Source organism: Spirosoma sp. SC4-14 (assembly GCF_037201965.1).
Lineage (GTDB): Bacteria > Bacteroidota > Bacteroidia > Cytophagales > Spirosomataceae > Spirosoma.
In genome coordinates, this window is the sequence record NZ_CP147518.1 from 1266406 (window position 1) to 1284006 (window position 17601).

Consider the following 17601-nt stretch of genomic DNA (forward strand, 5'->3'; position numbering starts at 1 on the left):
TATGTACACAGCTTATTTAGGGCGTCGGCTTGTTGAACTACTCAACGCTCGCGACCATACCCAACGAACGGTGCAGGATTTTTTCTCGAATGAGTATTTTACGTTGTTCTTCAACGACGAACGATTCCTGCAACACGTCAATAATTCGAAGTTCGATCAAGCCTATAAGCAGAAAGGAAAAACACCACTCACGGAAGTGGTGCGAACGAATGTTTTGGCGGCTCAGCATCAGCGAATCCAACACGATACCCCCGACGGTTCCTTCTTTTTGGGGGGTGCCGCAGCAGAAGCGACGGCTGGAACGTCGGGGCAGGTAACCGATATTCTGTTACCCATCTCACCCGAAGAAGTATATGCTTCGTGGATTGGAGCAGCTTTAGGAATTGGGGTAAGTGGCGGACTAAACGTACTGGTTGACGATGATCTTGTCTTACTGACTCTGTATGATGGCTGGCAATATTATCGGACGTTCATGAAGCAGATGCATAACCTGAAACCACATCAGATTAATACCTGGAATGGTTGGTGGATTACCAATGCATTTCGGGAGGATTTCGAACCGACCGATGATCCGTTTAGCCATCAGCCTGATGTAAAAATAGATAAAGCCTCGGGGGTTGCAAGTCTGGAAACGCAGAAGTGGGTAGGTGTCATTTTTGCGCTGGCTCACAAAATTCCACGTCCGCTAACATCGTATGTGTATTCGCTCAGCCAGATGAACACAACAGTCGGATTTATTCAGATTCAATTGCGCGACATAGTTGAGGTGTTACGTGAACTTCATCGGCAGCTTTTTCTCTTGCGAGAAGGCTTGTCTTATGAAAAAGTAGCCAGTTTGTATGAAACCGAAATGGGGTTTCAAAAAGCCTGCGAATTAGGTGCTATCGGTGTCCAGGCAATTGAGCCAGAAAGCCTGCGCGAATACATGCCCGGAGTGCGTGGGAGTGGCAAGCCGTTTAAAACGCCAAAGAACAGAGAAGACTCTTTATGGATCACTTACAAAATTTATGAAACCTGGATCGATGCCATGCTAAACAACAGGAAATTATTGGAACTCAGCGAAAAAGTAGCTGCCATACTCATTCATGTGTCAGACCCTACTCAACGAGGCAAAAAAGGGGGAAGCAATCTAGTTAATGAATTAACGAACTCTACTAATCGCAATCAATTGATCGAGCGCTTTGCCAGGTTAATTGATAAAATACCAGATCAGCACCCAATGCTGAATGAAATAGCCAGTATGATTGCAGTCATGCCTCTAACGGATATTCCGCTCTTTATTGCCCTTCTGAAACTAAAATACGCAGTCGAAGAGGCCAAATTAACCACCAGTACATCAAAAGCTAACTAATCGAAAAATGAAACCTTACCTTTATCTACGCGGCTTAAAAGTAGCCGAACATACTGTTTTTGCCGTTCAGGATGGACAGAAAAACTACTATGATCCAACGTTTAATAAACGAGTTTCTTACTCAAGCGGCCAGCAGGTAAAACGCTCGTTGCTTGATATGCTCTCCGAAACGCTGGAAGAGAATCGGGCACCTGTGACGTTCAATTACGAGATCAATAACAAAGACGAGTTGGGAAATAAAGAGCCATGGTCACCCTGTGATCCAACGTACGCCGATCAGTTGATTGGGGGCTGGATGCGGGCGCGTCCGGGCGTGGTAACCTTGAAACGGCGTAGTCCACTGTCTATTTCAGCAATGCGTCCATTGCACCCATTGCTGGTCAGCATGACAAACGAAAATTTGACATTCGACCGGAGTGACCGACCAGACAATAATCCAATACGCGTTATCAACGCTGCCGGAGAAGCCCTTTCTGAGGAGCAGATTAATGATTATCTAACCAGAAAACAACGCACATTACCGCGTCGACATTGGATTCCAGATAATTCCCGAACAACCGGCTTATTTGTCTTCGATGTTGCCATCGATCTAAACCGGTTATTCAGTGTTTCTATCAATCAACATGAACCGGAACTAACAGCGGATTCATTACAAAATCTACGGGATGCTGGTTGGGTAGCCTCCGCTGATGGTGAACGGCTGATTGCTCCTGCTGAGCGTCGAACTGAAATTATTCCAGCTTTGGCGTCAGCTTTGGTCAACTGGCATATCACAAGCAATCAAGCACGTACCTACAGTCCGCAAACGATGTTAGCCATTACTATTGGCGACAATGCCAGCCGGATTGCTGGAGCTATTCGAGCAGACCTGGATGCTGAACAAAATAGGGACAATAGCTATCGGGCAATTCCAGTTGTTGAGCCTATTGATGGAGTGGATTTATTTACTTCTCTGGCTTGCAAAGGGTATGTGCCGGGTGTTAGCGGTTCGGTTGATGCGCTGGAACAGGCGGAACAACGGCTAATCGAATTGTTATCTGCTTACAATTACGAAAACTGATGACCATACTTAATCCCCGCATCGGTGGGATGCTGGTGGGTTACTACCGGCTGTGTCCCCGCAAGGCGTGGCTGTCGATGCGGGGGCTGTGGATGGAGCAGGAATCGGACGCGGTGGCGCTCGGACGTCTGCTCGATGACCATAGCTACGACCGCGACGAAAAGCACCTAACCATCGACGCCGAAGCGCCTGATGGCACAGAACTGGTCGGTAAAGTTGACCGGACAAACCTTAAAAACGGTGTATTGCACGAAACCAAGAAAGGTCGAGCCTGCGAGGATTCTCACCGCTGGCAGGTCCGTTTCTACCTCTGGCTGCTTTACCTCAACGGCGTAACCCGTTCCAACGGACATCCGTTTACCGGTCAACTGGATTACCCGTTGTTGCGTCGGACAGAACCTGTCACGCTGGATGCTGAACACATCACGGAACTAGCCACTACCGTGTCGGCAATCCGGGCCATCGCCGACCAGGAAACACCACCCCCGCGTTTAGGCAAACGATCTTTCTGCACCAAATGCGCCTTTGAAGAACTCTGCTATGGATGAACCAAACTGCCGTAGAGGAGCGAGAGGGTGGATAAAATAACGCGTTCATCCTCAGTAATTCACTACTATGAAACGACCACACTACCTTTTTTCAAGCGGCCGATTGCGTCGCCAGCACAATACCCTATGCCTAGAGCGCACAACGGGCGAGCGATTGCCTGATGATGCCCCTGACGACGAGGGGTTGCCTTCCGCCGAGGCTGACGGTGCCCGATCTCCGTTTCCCGTCGAAGCCGTCGACAGTTTGTATCTGTTCGGCGAAATCGACATCAACAGCAAACTCGTCACATTCCTAGGGCAGCAGGGTATTCCGACGTTTTTCTACGACTACTACGGCAATTATACGGCCACTCTGTTCCCTCGAGAGGGGCAGTTGTCGGGGCGGTTGCGCGTTGATCAGGCCCGGCATTATCTGAGTGGGAAACGAAGGTTGGTGTTGGCCCGCGCTTTTGTGGAAGCGGCTCTGTTCAACATTGAACGCGTTATCAAATACTATCAACCTCGGTTGGTAGGGGAGGAGCAAGCAGCCGTGCAAGCTACCCTAGTGGAATTGAAAAAAGACCGAGAAGCCCTACCGCTGACGGTTGATATTCACACACTAATGGCGGTTGAAGGGCGTATTCGGGATCGATACTATCGACTTTGGCCCCACTTTCTGGGGCCGGAAGTAGCGGCCCGGTTTCCGTTCAACAAACGTGAACGACGACCACCTTCCAACGAGTTGAACGCCCTGATTTCGTTTGGCAACTCGCTCTGCTATTCGACCGTACTGCGTCAGATTTACCGGACCGCTCTCGACCCGACTATTGCCTATCTGCACGAACCCGGCGACCGACGATTCTCGCTGGCGCTGGACCTAGCCGAAGTCTTCAAGCCCCTGCTGGTAGACCGGATGATTTTCCGGCTCCTAAAAACGGGTGAGTTGAATCCAAAGCACTTCGAGAAATACTTGGGTGGATGTTACCTGACCGAGGCCGGACGCAAAATTGTGGTTAGCCATTGGGATGAGCGCCTAAGCCAGACCGTTCAGCACCGCACCATGAACAAGAAAGTATCCTACGAGCGGCTGATGCGCCACGAGTGCTACAAACTTGTGCGTCACTTGTGCGATCCGGTCGGCGATCTGTATCAGGGTTTTCATATGTGGTGGTAACGCCGTTTATACTAAACCGTTATAACTATGCCGTTTTGTATTGCCGTCTATGATGTAAACCAGAAGCGGGTGGGTAAAATGCTCAAATTATTCCGGCGTTACCTAACCTGGGTACAGAATTCAGTTTTTGAAGGTGACCTGACCGTTGGTCAGTTGAAACAGTTACAACTGGAAGCGGATGCGCTTTTGCAGGACGATGACGGCGTGGTGTTTTATCAGTTTCGCGACGAACGCTACGTCGAACGCATTGCACTCGGCACTGATGATGTAAACCGAACGCGGTTTTTATAAGTCGTCAGCCTGTCGAGTTGTGAGATTGTTTCGGCATGAATAATGCTTGCTCCACAAGGCATATCTATCCAAATCAGGCCATACTGCTTATAACGGCCTTTTATCAAGTCGTCAGCCTCCTGCATTTTTAGCAATACTAGATGCTGACGCTTTTTTGTGTTATTTTTAAGCCTGAAAAACCTTCTTGAAAGCCCTCAAAGTGCTTTTTTAGAGGTTGGTATCAATCGCACCTTCGGGTATTGAAATAAGACAAAAGCCTCGTTCTTCGCTCAAATGAACCCTCGTATCAATCGCACCTTCGGGTATTGAAATAAACGATCTGGGTAAAATCGGGTAGCAAATTCGACCGTATCAATCGCACCTTCGGGTATTGAAATGTGATTGTATGAAAAGCCATGATCCTAATCAGCTTAAGTATCAATCGCACCTTCGGGTATTGAAATTTGATCATGCTCAGAAAGTATCAATTCTGGCGCAAGTATCAATCGCACCTTCGGGTATTGAAATGATCAAGTGACAATGACGATACATCTGATAGTTCAGTATCAATCGCACCTTCGGGTATTGAAATTTGCAATTGGGTTGTTTACATCCCAATTCTTACTTTGTATCAATCGCACCTTCGGGTATTGAAATGGATATTCCAACCTCAAATGAGGAGAATATACGTAAGGTATCAATCGCACCTTCGGGTATTGAAATGTAGTCTTTAACCGTCAGTATATGCAGAACCCCATGCCCGTATCAATCGCACCTTCGGGTATTGAAATTCGTTAAACAGATCCTGCCATGACCAGCGAAGATAGTATCAATCGCACCTTCGGGTATTGAAATGTCTAACACCAATTCGAAATCATTGATCTTGGTTAGTATCAATCGCACCTTCGGGTATTGAAATATCGAAGCAATCAACGATCTCGATGAACGCGTTATTGTATCAATCGCACCTTCGGGTATTGAAATCTGTTCGCGAGCTCAACCGCCAGCTTGCTGCTTATCGTATCAATCGCACCTTCGGGTATTGAAATCACATTTTAAACGCCTTTTTCTGGAAAAATGCAGTAAAGTATCAATCGCACCTTCGGGTATTGAAATAACGATTCCACTGGCAGGCCTTTTCATCGATCAGTTGTATCAATCGCACCTTCGGGTATTGAAATGCAGGAAAAAAAATAGTGATATGCCGGTCCAAGCCCCCGTATCAATCGCACCTTCGGGTATTGAAATGGAACGTATACCCACATTCAGGACAGTCTTTAGCGGTATCAATCGCACCTTCGGGTATTGAAATATTTTTGTTCATACACTATATACGCCAGTTCCTCAGTATCAATCGCACCTTCGGGTATTGAAATGGTATGTCACGCAGACGTTAGCCTCGCACATCATAACGTATCAATCGCACCTTCGGGTATTGAAATCGATGTAGATACTGTTAATATCCTCTTCCATTAATGGCGTATCAATCGCACCTTCGGGTATTGAAATACAAAAAAGAACACTCGGGCCAAATTGACGTTAAGCAGTATCAATCGCACCTTCGGGTATTGAAATGCATTTGAAAGTGCTCGGCCCTCAGATTGGTTTCGAGTATCAATCGCACCTTCGGGTATTGAAATAAGTAACCGTGGAGGGCGAAAACGACAACAGCACCATGTATCAATCGCACCTTCGGGTATTGAAATGAATCAGCGAATTAGTTGGATAGGCATCTGCACCGCCGTATCAATCGCACCTTCGGGTATTGAAATGCGGGGGCACTATTGCCTATCGGTAGTTATGCGCTTCAAGTATCAATCGCACCTTCGGGTATTGAAATATTATATTACTGGTCAGTCTGGATTATTATTTTGCAATAGTATCAATCGCACCTTCGGGTATTGAAATGTTTTGGTTGCCAAAACCAAATAATTGATAAGGAAAGTATCAATCGCACCTTCGGGTATTGAAATATGGGCGAATCCAAGCAACTCGTGGCCCAGAATGCCCGGTATCAATCGCACCTTCGGGTATTGAAATCGGGGTAAGGTGTTGGCTAAACTAAACGGCCAGTTCGCGTATCAATCGCACCTTCGGGTATTGAAATGTTTTGGTTGCCAAAACCAAATAATTGATAAGGAAAGTATCAATCGCACCTTCGGGTATTGAAATATGGGCGAATCCAAGCAACTCGTGGCCCAGAATGCCCGGTATCAATCGCACCTTCGGGTATTGAAATCGGGGTAAGGTGTTGGCTAAACTAAACGGCCAGTTCGCGTATCAATCGCACCTTCGGGTATTGAAATGGGTTATTCGACGCGGCTGCGACTGGATAACAATCTCGTATCAATCGCACCTTCGGGTATTGAAATATGCTGAGGATGGGGTACGGCGCGATCTGGAGGCCAAGTATCAATCGCACCTTCGGGTATTGAAATAAGGAGAGCCGCTATTTCCTTACCTGCCTTATCTGGGTGTATCAATCGCACCTTCGGGTATTGAAATAGGAGATGATCGATGATATTCCGTACCTGCTCACCTACGTATCAATCGCACCTTCGGGTATTGAAATTTTCCAGGATGGTGCGCGTTTTTCGTTGATTATAGGTATCAATCGCACCTTCGGGTATTGAAATATGAATTTACACTTGCCTCTTGTTGAGGTTAATGTGCGTATCAATCGCACCTTCGGGTATTGAAATAAACGAAAGAAATTCAACTGGCTAGGATTGCTAAAGAGTATCAATCGCACCTTCGGGTATTGAAATTTGTGTTGATGGTGCCTGCACTGGCAATCCTGGCCCGTATCAATCGCACCTTCGGGTATTGAAATATAAGTGTTGTTTCTGAAATAGTCTCGCAGGTTTATGTATCAATCGCACCTTCGGGTATTGAAATATGTTATTCGCATGAAATCCAGTTCAGACGGCGGGTATCAATCGCACCTTCGGGTATTGAAATGTTACGATTATATGTATCTCAGCAATGGGAGCATAATTGTATCAATCGCACCTTCGGGTATTGAAATCTACTCGTGTAATACAATCCCTTTGGCCCCCCGTAGTATCAATCGCACCTTCGGGTATTGAAATACAGTAGCCCCGTCCAGATGAGGTCTTTGCTATACTTGTATCAATCGCACCTTCGGGTATTGAAATGTTAACGTGAAGCATCCTCAATTTGGGGCGGTCGGGTATCAATCGCACCTTCGGGTATTGAAATCAGCTTATCCTGAGTGACAAGGCGCAACTGGCCGAAGTATCAATCGCACCTTCGGGTATTGAAATGCGAGAATTACGTCGCTGTCGTTATCGCAGAGCGCGGTATCAATCGCACCTTCGGGTATTGAAATATACGACGATTACGCTAGACAAAGCGAATGATGCACGTATCAATCGCACCTTCGGGTATTGAAATAAAGCTCCAAGAAGATTCTTGACGATGTTATTGCCAAAGTATCAATCGCACCTTCGGGTATTGAAATAGGAGTATGCCAGCGGCAGCGCTTACGAGGGCAGGATGTATCAATCGCACCTTCGGGTATTGAAATACGAAATCAACGAGCGCATAGCCCAGATCGAAGCCCAGGTATCAATCGCACCTTCGGGTATTGAAATCATATAGGAGATGATCTTACCGACCTTCTCGAAGGGGGTATCAATCGCACCTTCGGGTATTGAAATACGAAATCAACGAGCGCATAGCCCAGATCGAAGCCCAGGTATCAATCGCACCTTCGGGTATTGAAATCATATAGGAGATGATCTTACCGACCTTCTCGAAGGGGGTATCAATCGCACCTTCGGGTATTGAAATATGGAACCGAATCTGGATCAGCTGATGGCGGATCTGAGTATCAATCGCACCTTCGGGTATTGAAAGGTCACGGTCACAGTCAACAAGGTAACGGAGGATCTTGTATCAATCGCACCTTCAGGTTTTGAAATTTATATGATTACCATAGAATTAAAATCAATTGCCAATCACAGTCAAAGCGTATGGACTAATTAGACTTCTACCGCCTAAAACCGCGACGATGATGTTGTTGGTGCTTTTGCTCCCGTTTTTCGCGCTCCTGTTGTGCTAGTTTCTTGACTTCAGTTTCATCGACGGGTTGCCCTTTTGCGGGTTGAGAACGCTTTATTTCCTGACCTCCACCTACATCTTGCTGATCGCCGGTTTGAGTTGCGTTTTGTTGCTGTCGATACGCTTTGATCATATCAACTGCTTTGTCCTGACTTTTAGAAATATCAGGTGCTGGCTCTGCCGGTGTTGGCTCTCCTAAATATTCCCGTTGTTCCTGAACAAAACGGGTTTGTACTTCTTTGACCTTCTTTTCGTGGAGTGTTTTGAGCCGATCTAATTGGCCATCGAAACGGCCTTTATCGTAATGATCGTTTTGCAGTTGCCGGATCGTGGCCTGATCGGCGTAATATTCCTGATTGAGCCGTTCAAGCTCCTTATCCTGCTGGGCTAAAAGATCACTATATGACATGGCTTGGATAGGAAAGCAATATGACAAACTTATTCTTTTGCATTTAATAGTTTCTGCAACAACTCGTTTTTCTCCCGCTCCATTGCTAACATTCGCTCATATAAGGCTGCCTTTTCTTCATATAATTCAACGATTTTATCAATGGGATTGAAGGTAGGATAATAATTTACCACAGTGGATTGATCATGGTTGTTTATAGTGTTGGCTACAATATTTATTGCGGCTTCGTCTGTAAAGTTTTTAATTGCTTCTTCGGAAACACCAAGCACTTTGGAAACCTTTTCTAAAGTATTTGCGTCCAATCGCTCTTTTCGTTCCAGTTGGGATACGGCTTGTTGACTAAGCCCCAAAGACGTAGCCAATACGTCTTGTTTGATGCCCAAAATTTCCCGAATGCGTTTGACGTTGCGACCGTGGTGGATTGTTTGCGTGTCCATGCACAAATCTAATCGAAATCAGGCTGGTAAAAAACAAGTCAGTTGCTTGTTCGATACAAGGCCCTCAACCACTAGTAATCCAATGGCAATAGGTATTTTTAGCCAAACAACGCTAATACCTGTTTGCCATGAATACAATTTCTGCTCAAGACATTCTATTTGATGATTTTGCTCTGTTAGAGAGGTATATAGGCCATCAGCAACTACTGGCTACATCTGTCAATGCCAATTGCGATTGTGCCAGTTCTCCATCCCTCAACGCCAACTGTGATTGTGTGGGCTACGTCTCCCCAGTAAGTGATTGCGACTGTATTAGCCATCCTTTGACTTTCCGTTATGACGACTGCAATTCCAATCAAATCACCCCATCTGCTGGTTAGGCCGATTGATGGGGAATATTTTTATGCTGTTAATTGTGCTTACCCGCATTCCTTGCGGATCTTGACCCAAGCGCAGTATAAAATCATTAGTGCGATTGATAATCAGACCAGCACAGCAACTATTGCAGACAGGCTTTTTATACCATTTGGCGTTTTAGAGCAATTTTTAGCGCGTCTCTCTCAAACCGAGATGATCCGGTTTGATGGTGAGTTTAGTCAACCGCAAAAACCAGATAGCCCTCAATCGCTCAATTTCTGGATTCATACCACCAACAGTTGCAATCTCACTTGCGGGTATTGCTATATATCCACGCTGAACACCACCGGTGGGATGCAGGAGGCAACGAAACAGCAACTGCTACAGAAAATCGTTGAAACCGTAAAGAAGCGAAAACTCACCAGCATCAAGTTTAGGTTGGCGGGAGGAGAACCGTTAACGCAATTCAAATCGTGGAAAGGGTTTATTACCGAGGCAAAGCAGACTTTGAACGCATTGGGCTGTGAATTGCACGGCTCGTTTATCACCAACCTAACCATTCTGACGGAGGAGATTATCGAATTTTCGAAAGCGTATAACATTAGCTATGGCGTTTCAATTGACGGGCTAGAATCTCATCATAATGCAACGCGTACCTTCCGGTCGGGAACAGGGAGCTTTAAAACGGTGGATGCTAACCTTCGTCAACTTATAGACCATAACATTCCGGTATCGACCAGCACAGTGGTCAGCAATCATAATTTGGAAGGCTTGCCTGATCTGACCCGTTATCTGATTGATCTTGATATTCCCTTTCGATACTCTATTGTAAAGGGTGAGGGGATTAATGGCGAACGTTTAGACCATTACTTATCTGCATCATACAGATTGATGAGTGAAGCCATCCAAACTGGATGGAGTTTTTCAAACCGACATCAATTTTGCGATCTGAAACCGAATGAATTAGGCTTTCAGACCTGTGCATCAGGATTTTCGGGTGGAGCTATCTATGTAGATGGTACGGTTAATTACTGCCATGTTCATTTTGGCGATGCCACCAAACAAGCGCATTCCCTTTTTGATGATGAGATAGATTTGGTCGATATGGTCGAACAAACTAGCCACTACGAAGGTATGAAGTCGCAGGATTGCCAATCCTGCCGGTATGAATCAGTTTGCACCAGTGGCTGTCCAGTCTACCGAATAGAAGGCAAAGATCCTCAATGCAGCCTATATCACAAGTTTATTCCCTTGATTTACGAGCTTCAGGCAAAAGAACGATTGAAATTGTTGCGGGATTATCAGATGATATAAGCTCCTTTCTATTTCTGTGATGGGTGGTTTATCGTGTCGGTTGCGATTTCAATTATTATCTCAATTTTGGCGATGTTGATTACGCTGGGCCAGTGGCATCTGCAACGTGTTCATAACATAAAGTCAGTGAAGCCGATGGGCCAGATTTATTTCTGGGATCGCGATAAGACGATTGCGGTTCGTATCCTCAACAATGGCTTGGGGCCGTTGATTATTGACCAGATCATGTTCTGCAAGAGTGATAATATATATTCCAGCATTGTGGATTGTGTCGATTTGCCAGCCAGATCATTTATGCACGACTCAAGCGACGATCCTGTAGAAAGAGTTATTTTGCCTAATTCGTATTTGACGGTTTTTGAAACCAAGTTTGACGATTATGAAGGCGAGACCGAGCTAAACCATACGCGCAATCAACTAAGACCGATTACGTTGAAAGTGGAAGGGCGGGATATTTACGACAATAAGATTATGCTTGAACGTGATTTCAAATGGTTTGCTCGATATATGCCTGACAATAACCTTTGATATGATAGGAATAACGAGAGCATTGCTATAATTCCGACTGCTTGATAATAGCAGTAAACAGCGTAACACGACGCACATCAGCCGGATTAAACAAGAACTTTGCCACATCTCGGCCTTGTTCATTCATATCCAGTTTTTCGCAATGGGCTAACAATCGTTCTTTGAGTTCAGTGGGTGTTTTGATGCCAACTTTCTGTTCCAGGTAAGCGTAGTTCGGTTTAATGTTGCGACCCAGCAAAAACACGATGTCGTAAAAATCGCGGCCTTTGTTGCGGGGCCGGTTTAGAACGGCATAACATTTTTGGGCTAGGATCAGATCAAGCGGGGTTACCTGCAACTGCGTAAATACGCCGAACCGGTTGAGAATATAACTATCAGGGGTGAAATCGAAGCGTTGTGCTTCGGTGTCGAGTTGAATCAATATCTTTTCCTCCTTCAGGTTCGACAATCCCTGTTTGTAGAGCATTTCAGGAAATCTAATGTTACAGCGATAGGCCCCTTTACCAGCGACCTGAATTTCAACCTGGTAGCCTTGCCCTGTCAGTTCTTTTTCCATCAGTTCAGCTACATCATCAAACTGACTGGCTGTAATCGCCAAATTATCGAAGTCTAAATCCTCCGAAAACCGGCTGTTGTCATGCACCAGTCGTAAACAGGTTCCTCCCAGGAATACAAATTTTTGGCCCAGTGGACTGTCGAAAAGGATTTGCAACATCACGCATTGCAGGTATTCGCGTAAAAGTTCGCGTTCAAACCCGTGCAGATTGGCTGGATAATATTGCTTGATGTATTGAAGATTAACCATTGGCCAGATGCTGGATGATGAGAGAGGTAAGTTTTTCGACACGTTTGTTCTGATAGGCTTGCGCATACAAGGTCAATGTATCAGGGGTACAGGCTTCAGCAATAATGTCCATGTTCAGCCGCAATCCGTCAATATCTAAGCTGTCACGTAGGGCAGGATTGAGATAGAGCGTATCGAGCAGCGCTTTTTCGGGTTCAGCCAGCAGGAATTCGCGTTGGCTTGTCCCAATGGGACGATAGCCGAAAAACAAATCCGGTTTGACATGCTGATAATGGAAATAGCCTAATGGCGTGTCAAAGTTATGGGTCTGCTTGGTCGTTACCGAAAAGACCTGATAGACGCCTTCGGGAATAAATCCATACCAGCGCAGGGCCGACCAAAGCGATATATAGGAGTTATGGCAGAGCCGATTGGCCGTAAAGAACAATCGATCTTCCGATATGGGGCGATTAGTCCAGCTATAAAATTTATTAATGATTTTTTGCAAATAGCCTTTCTCCTGCCATTCGACCAATCGGCGTGTATCAAAGTCAGGAAATCGCTTGAGAATGTCATTGACTGGAATAACATCCCGTTCCTGAAAGGCATCCTGAAAAGCGATGAAGTTCATTTATATTCTATTTTTGTTATTTTCCACAAAAATAGAATATAAAATACAAAGAGCTTTGTCAATGCTTTTTATTAGTCGATCTGTTAACGCAGTGTTTGATTCCGGACTATAGAATGTAACCCCCATGTAACCCCACGGTGTATCTTGTAATCACAAGATCATAATTAAGTAATTGATTTAAATGGTGAGCCCGGCCAGACTTGAACTGGCGACCAGACCGTTATGAGCGAGGAGCTTTGAGATATATATAGCGATGGCTGATTTCTATCCATCGGCCTACATGCTTGATACCTCTCTTCCCCAATTTTCGTTGCCTAAAGAATACCCAGATGATACCATAGGTTATATGGACATTCATTGTAACTGGGGGCATAGTTGGGGGCAGCCAGCAGAATGATCCGTTTTAATACCAATCAATTCAAGCACTTGGAAAGAAAATGGCAATGCGGCTACGGATAAACCTCAATTCCTGAGTATTTCGGAGTAAACTGGCTCATCGTCAGTTTTGGTGAATAAGTAACTTTGTTGGGTGTTTACTAACTTTACTCCACCAATTTGCTCCCTGATTTGTCAAGAGATTGACCAGCAACCTAACCGCATTATTGCTCATTTGACCAGCACGTCAGTCTCAGCTTGTTGCCCACGGTGTGGCCAAATAAGTGACCGCATGCATTCCCGCTACTACCGTCGGTTGACAGACCTGCCTGTTGTTGGTAAATCATTTGTTTGGCAGCTAAAGGTGCATAAGTTCTTTTGTGACAACGATGCTTGTGACCAGCGCATCTTCACCGAGCGGTTCTCCCAACACATTCAGCCCTACGCCCGTTGGCTAACTAACTGTCAGGGACAACTCAAGCAGCTAGGCCTACTCGCTGGTGGGCAATATGGCAGTCAGATAGGCCGTTTATTCGGACTATTCGTCAGTGGGTCAACGCTGTTGCGCCGGGCGCGTGCCTGTCCCTTCCCTATAGCAACCACACCACGAGTGCTGGGCGTGGACGACTGGGCCTTCAAGAAACGTGAGCGATACGGTACGATCTTGGTTGACTTAGAAAAACGGCAGGTTATTGACCTGTTACCAGATCGGGAAACGGACACGCTCAAGTCATGGCTCAACGAACATCCTGGTGTCGAAATTATCAGTCGCGACAGGGCCAGCACCTATGCTTTGGCGGCAGCCCAAGCCGCTCCGCAGGCAGTGCAGGTAGCCGATCGATGGCATTTGCTCAAAAACTTAGGCGATGCGATCCAGAGAGTACTGGAAACGAATCGTCCAGCCATGAAACAGGCGGCTGGCCAGTCCATCCGCTGGGTGGCAGGCCAGTTGGGTTTATCTAGGAATACAGTTCGTAAATATTGGCGATGGACCACTTACCAACCCAAGACAATTCGGCGTTGGTCGCCTGTATTGCGTTACGAAGAATACCTGCGCCGACGATGGGCAGAAGGCCAGCGACATGTTAAAAGCTTGCACCAAGAGTTAGTGGCCCAAGGCTACAAGGGTAGTTTTCGGACGTTATACCGGGTAGTCAGTCGTTTTTTGCGCGACCCGGAACCAGCTCAACCAACAGTACGTCGTATCGACTACTCACCCCGCCAAGTTAGTATCTGGCTATCGCGACCCACTGAGGAATTACCAAGCCAACCGGTTAAAGATTACATCGCTACACTGCTCAATGTCTGCCCATCCTTGCGGTTAGTTCGTGATTTGAGTTTATCCTTCAAGCAATTAATGGCCTCTAAGCAAGCAGAAAAACTTGATGAGTGGCTAGCTCGTTGTGAGTCAACAGGCCTTGATGCCCTACGTCAATTTGTGCGAGGTCTACGTCAGGACTATGCCGCCGTTAGAGAGGCATTTAGCTCAGGGTGGAGCAATGGCCAGGTGGAGGGGCAGGTAAATCGCCTAAAGACGATCAAACGAGCCATGTATGGTCGAGCGGGCTTTGAATTGCTACGGATACGAGTGGTAATGACTTCCGGTTAATATGAAAAATTATTCATCACCAAAACTGACGATGAGCCACTTTGACCGGAATACACAAAAGATTTTTTTTGTCAAATGATTGATTATCAGGCCAATAAAATTACCAAACACGCTCTAGCTTAATCTGGCTTACTGAAAAAATAGCTTAAAAGCCAACCTAATAGTGCCGCTATTATTATATATACAACTTGCTTGATAATATCAGAATTAGACTTTTTCTTGTCCTCACTTGTTTTCTTTTCAAAAGCAGGCTTTAGATTTTTAAACTGTAATATAACATCTCTCAAAAAAATCACATCTGCCCACATTTCATCTAAGGACGCCCGCGGATCTTGTTTGGGTTCGTACAAACTTGCTTTATCCCTATTTTGAGTCAGGTTTGGCAAGTTTTGTTGTATTAAAAGAATTTCTTTTAGGTAAGTATCGAAGTATTTAGGGAAAACAGTTTTGATTACATCTGTTTCGTACTCCTCTTTATATACAGAAATTTCAGCCATCAAACTATATTGAAGAATAGAGAAGGACTCATATACTAAACTGTTTAAATATTTTTTTGCTAATACTATATCCTCACCAGGTGTAGAATCTGCAACATCTGCAACGCGATATAAAGAAAATATTATAGAGCGCGTATTATCATGTATTGTTCGTTGGTATTTTTCTTTTTCTGGACGAGTACTCATTAACAAGTCAACTTCTTTCCAATTTTTGAATAAAACTCCAGAGTCTTCTAAATATTCTACAATTGATTCATTTCTTTCTCTCACTGTATTGAAGGTTTAGGATTGGTAGGGTGGGTATATACAAGAAAAGCCTTACTCTCTTAGGAGTAAGGCTTTTTCTTTAAAAAAATATTATGCGAATCGCAGGCTGGCAGCAGCCACCATCATCTCTTGATATATTTTTTCCCCTTCATTGTCTTTAGGGAATTCTACTTGCATCACATTCATGATGTCAAGCTGCTCACGCACATAACTTGCCTTATCAGGATATCTCTTCGATATCTCATCACGAGTTTTTTGCAAGCTTTCAAAAGCTTTTGCCGTGAAGCTGTTTGTGGCAGGTGTCATCATCGTTGCTTCCATGGTGTGGGCGTTAACACGCTATTAATGGATTGGCTTTTGTTAACGCTGTAATAATAGTGTGTATTATATGATAAAACAAAAAAAAACCAACAAAGTTTTATTAAAAGAGGTAAAATAACTTTTTTTAATGCAAATTTGTAGGATTTTTAACGATTTTCAGCAATTTTCAGCAATTCCTTAAACAATGTCAACACTTAGAAATATTCTCGATAAAGAGGGAATCACACCAACTGAGCTTAGTAAGTCATCTGGAGTTAATATTTCAACCGTACATATTTTGTGCCGAGATACACTTGAGCTGTTTGCAAAAGGAAAGACACCTGTTAACTCAAAACCTGCCACTAAAGCAAAAATAGTACACAGTATTAATAAGGTTGTTGGTTATGACAAATACTCTGTAGATACTGTGTTTCCTGTTAATGGCAAAAAGTAACATAATAAATGTAGAGTAAATGTACTATTATACTTTGGTTAGAACCTAGAAGCCCCTTAGAAATTTATCTACAGGGGCTTCATCTTTCTAGCATTGTTCTGATACGTCATTTATGTAGTGAACGAAAGGGCTGGATTTGGCCTAAGGTGGAAACATTAGTTCTATCTAAAACAAGATTTGTAAGATATTTAGTGGGACTATCGACAATTAATAGTCTTATATCTGGATTAGTTCGCAAGATATTCATTAGGAACAGCCAACATTTACAGAGTTTATCTGGCGTTAATCGGTAACCCATTTGTGTTGGATTCAATTTACTAAGCCCGATTACCTTGAAGTGGAGTGGGGTGGTTCGATTTAGCGGGACAGTTTAGTGCTTAGTTTTTGATAAATTTAGATAATACTCATTTTCAAACTGTTCAGGGCTCTGATACCCCAACGAGGAGTGCTTACGTTTGCGGTTATAGTAGCACTCGATGTATTCAAATAATTCTGGACGAGCATCGTCCAGATTCTGAAATATACCATCCTGAATCAATTCTGCTTTCAATCTCGACCAGCAAGACTCCATAAAGGCATTATCATACGGATCGTCAGGACGGCTCATACTTTGACGCAACCTGTTATCTCTCAGCGTCAAGCGAAAGTCTTTGTCAATGTATTGACCACCACGATCAGAATGGACAACCGCTTGTTCCTGAATTGAATAACCCAATAAAGCCTTTTTGAGGGCCTTATGGACCAAGGAGGCTTCCATATGGGTTTCTACCTGCCAGCCTTTAATTCGTCGGCTAAATAAATCCATCCAGGCGGCCAAATAGGCCCACTCACCACCAGCCAGGGCAATATAGCGGGGCGGCCCGTGCCGTAATGTCTCCTACTAGAACTAATCCAGGAGCCGTTGGAAATGGAGCCTCCAGCAGCAAATTAGGACTAAATGGGCCATCATGACGACTATCGGTGGTACGTGGTACGAAACTACGGGGCTGGATAGCTCGTAATCCCTGCTGACGCATCAGTCGCTGAACCAGGTACCGACTTACTTGGTACCCTTGGTCGCGAAGCTCTTCGACTAATCGACGACTTCCGTAGCGTCGGCAATGGTCAAGAAAACTTTCTTCAACCGATTGGGCTAACTGTTTCTTCTCCACTGTAGATTGATAAGTTTCAC

General features: G+C 44.9%; 17 protein-coding genes and 1 CRISPR repeat array. Of the genes, 9 read left to right on the forward strand and 8 right to left on the reverse strand.

What is annotated here, in order from left to right:
- Position 1 precedes the first annotated feature (1 nt).
- From WBJ53_RS05220 to cas2, 5 genes are all read left to right on the forward strand, one after another.
- Positions 2 to 1351 carry a hypothetical protein gene (locus WBJ53_RS05220; RefSeq protein ID WP_338875000.1) on the forward strand — a complete coding sequence of 450 codons (1350 nt, stop codon included), beginning with the start codon at positions 2 to 4 and terminating at the stop codon, positions 1349 to 1351.
- A 7-nt stretch (positions 1352 to 1358) separates the two neighbouring features.
- A complete protein-coding gene (locus WBJ53_RS05225) occupies positions 1359 to 2411 on the forward strand; it encodes a CRISPR-associated protein Cas7 (protein ID WP_338875001.1) in 1053 nt (350 codons plus the stop codon).
- The gene (locus WBJ53_RS05230) at positions 2411 to 2959 is read left to right on the forward strand and encodes a CRISPR-associated protein Cas4 (RefSeq protein WP_338875002.1); all 549 of its coding nucleotides are present in this window, start codon (positions 2411 to 2413) and stop codon (positions 2957 to 2959) included. Before WBJ53_RS05225 ends, WBJ53_RS05230 begins: the two co-directional genes overlap by 1 nt.
- A 67-nt stretch (positions 2960 to 3026) precedes the next feature.
- Entirely contained in the window at positions 3027 to 4112 is a 1086-nt protein-coding gene (cas1b, locus tag WBJ53_RS05235) for a type I-B CRISPR-associated endonuclease Cas1b (RefSeq protein WP_338875003.1), read from the forward strand.
- 27 nt (positions 4113 to 4139) lie between these two features.
- Complete coding sequence (cas2, locus tag WBJ53_RS05240) at positions 4140 to 4403, forward strand: CRISPR-associated endonuclease Cas2 (protein WP_077924498.1); 264 nt, start codon at positions 4140 to 4142, stop codon at positions 4401 to 4403.
- Positions 4404 to 4620: 217 nt separating this feature from the next.
- Positions 4621 to 8329: a CRISPR direct-repeat array (repeat unit 29 nt; unit sequence GTATCAATCGCACCTTCGGGTATTGAAAT).
- A gap of 68 nt (positions 8330 to 8397) precedes the next feature.
- Here cas2 and WBJ53_RS05245 read toward each other — a convergent pair.
- Entirely contained in the window at positions 8398 to 8877 is a 480-nt protein-coding gene (locus tag WBJ53_RS05245; RefSeq protein WP_338875004.1) for a hypothetical protein, read from the reverse strand.
- Positions 8878 to 8906: 29 nt separating this feature from the next.
- Entirely contained in the window at positions 8907 to 9314 is a 408-nt protein-coding gene (locus WBJ53_RS05250) for a helix-turn-helix transcriptional regulator (protein WP_338875005.1), read from the reverse strand.
- Positions 9315 to 9650: 336 nt separating this feature from the next.
- On the opposite strand from WBJ53_RS05250, the gene WBJ53_RS05255 reads away from it, so the two are divergent.
- Both WBJ53_RS05255 and WBJ53_RS05260 read left to right on the forward strand, forming a co-directional pair.
- Positions 9651 to 10985 (forward strand): radical SAM protein, encoded by a 1335-nt coding sequence (locus WBJ53_RS05255; protein WP_338875006.1) that lies wholly within the window; start codon positions 9651 to 9653, stop codon positions 10983 to 10985.
- Positions 10986 to 11057: 72 nt separating this feature from the next.
- Positions 11058 to 11513: a hypothetical protein gene (locus tag WBJ53_RS05260; protein WP_338875007.1), complete on the forward strand. Its 456-nt coding sequence runs from the start codon at positions 11058 to 11060 to the stop codon at positions 11511 to 11513.
- A gap of 25 nt (positions 11514 to 11538) precedes the next feature.
- On the opposite strand, the gene WBJ53_RS05265 is transcribed toward WBJ53_RS05260, so the two are convergent.
- Together WBJ53_RS05265 and WBJ53_RS05270 are read right to left on the reverse strand one after the other, a co-directional pair.
- Positions 11539 to 12318, reverse strand: coding sequence for a nucleotidyl transferase AbiEii/AbiGii toxin family protein (locus tag WBJ53_RS05265; RefSeq protein ID WP_338875008.1), 780 nt, complete (start codon positions 12316 to 12318; stop codon positions 11539 to 11541).
- Positions 12311 to 12928, reverse strand: a complete 618-nt coding sequence (locus WBJ53_RS05270; RefSeq protein WP_338875009.1) for a hypothetical protein — start codon at positions 12926 to 12928, stop codon at positions 12311 to 12313. Before WBJ53_RS05270 ends, WBJ53_RS05265 begins: the two co-directional genes overlap by 8 nt.
- Positions 12929 to 13595: 667 nt before the next feature.
- Here WBJ53_RS05270 and WBJ53_RS05275 point away from each other — a divergent pair.
- The gene (locus tag WBJ53_RS05275; protein ID WP_338875010.1) at positions 13596 to 14912 is read left to right on the forward strand and encodes an ISL3 family transposase; all 1317 of its coding nucleotides are present in this window, start codon (positions 13596 to 13598) and stop codon (positions 14910 to 14912) included.
- A gap of 119 nt (positions 14913 to 15031) precedes the next feature.
- On the opposite strand, the gene WBJ53_RS05280 is transcribed toward WBJ53_RS05275, so the two are convergent.
- Complete coding sequence (locus WBJ53_RS05280) at positions 15032 to 15679, reverse strand: hypothetical protein (RefSeq protein ID WP_338875011.1); 648 nt, start codon at positions 15677 to 15679, stop codon at positions 15032 to 15034.
- Positions 15680 to 15766: 87 nt separating this feature from the next.
- The gene (locus WBJ53_RS05285; protein WP_338875012.1) at positions 15767 to 15997 is read right to left on the reverse strand and encodes a hypothetical protein; all 231 of its coding nucleotides are present in this window, start codon (positions 15995 to 15997) and stop codon (positions 15767 to 15769) included.
- A 184-nt stretch (positions 15998 to 16181) separates the two neighbouring features.
- Between WBJ53_RS05285 and WBJ53_RS05290 the strand changes: the two genes are divergently transcribed.
- A complete protein-coding gene (locus tag WBJ53_RS05290) occupies positions 16182 to 16430 on the forward strand; it encodes a hypothetical protein (RefSeq protein WP_338875013.1) in 249 nt (82 codons plus the stop codon).
- Between the two features lie 370 nt (positions 16431 to 16800).
- Here the strand turns inward: WBJ53_RS05290 and WBJ53_RS05295 are convergent, their stop codons facing one another.
- Both WBJ53_RS05295 and WBJ53_RS05300 read right to left on the reverse strand, forming a co-directional pair.
- Positions 16801 to 17235, reverse strand: coding sequence for an IS3 family transposase (locus tag WBJ53_RS05295; RefSeq protein ID WP_338875014.1), 435 nt, complete (start codon positions 17233 to 17235; stop codon positions 16801 to 16803).
- Positions 17236 to 17257: 22 nt separating this feature from the next.
- Positions 17258 to 17581, reverse strand: coding sequence for an IS3 family transposase (locus WBJ53_RS05300; RefSeq protein WP_338875015.1), 324 nt, complete (start codon positions 17579 to 17581; stop codon positions 17258 to 17260).
- Positions 17582 to 17601 lie beyond the last annotated feature (20 nt).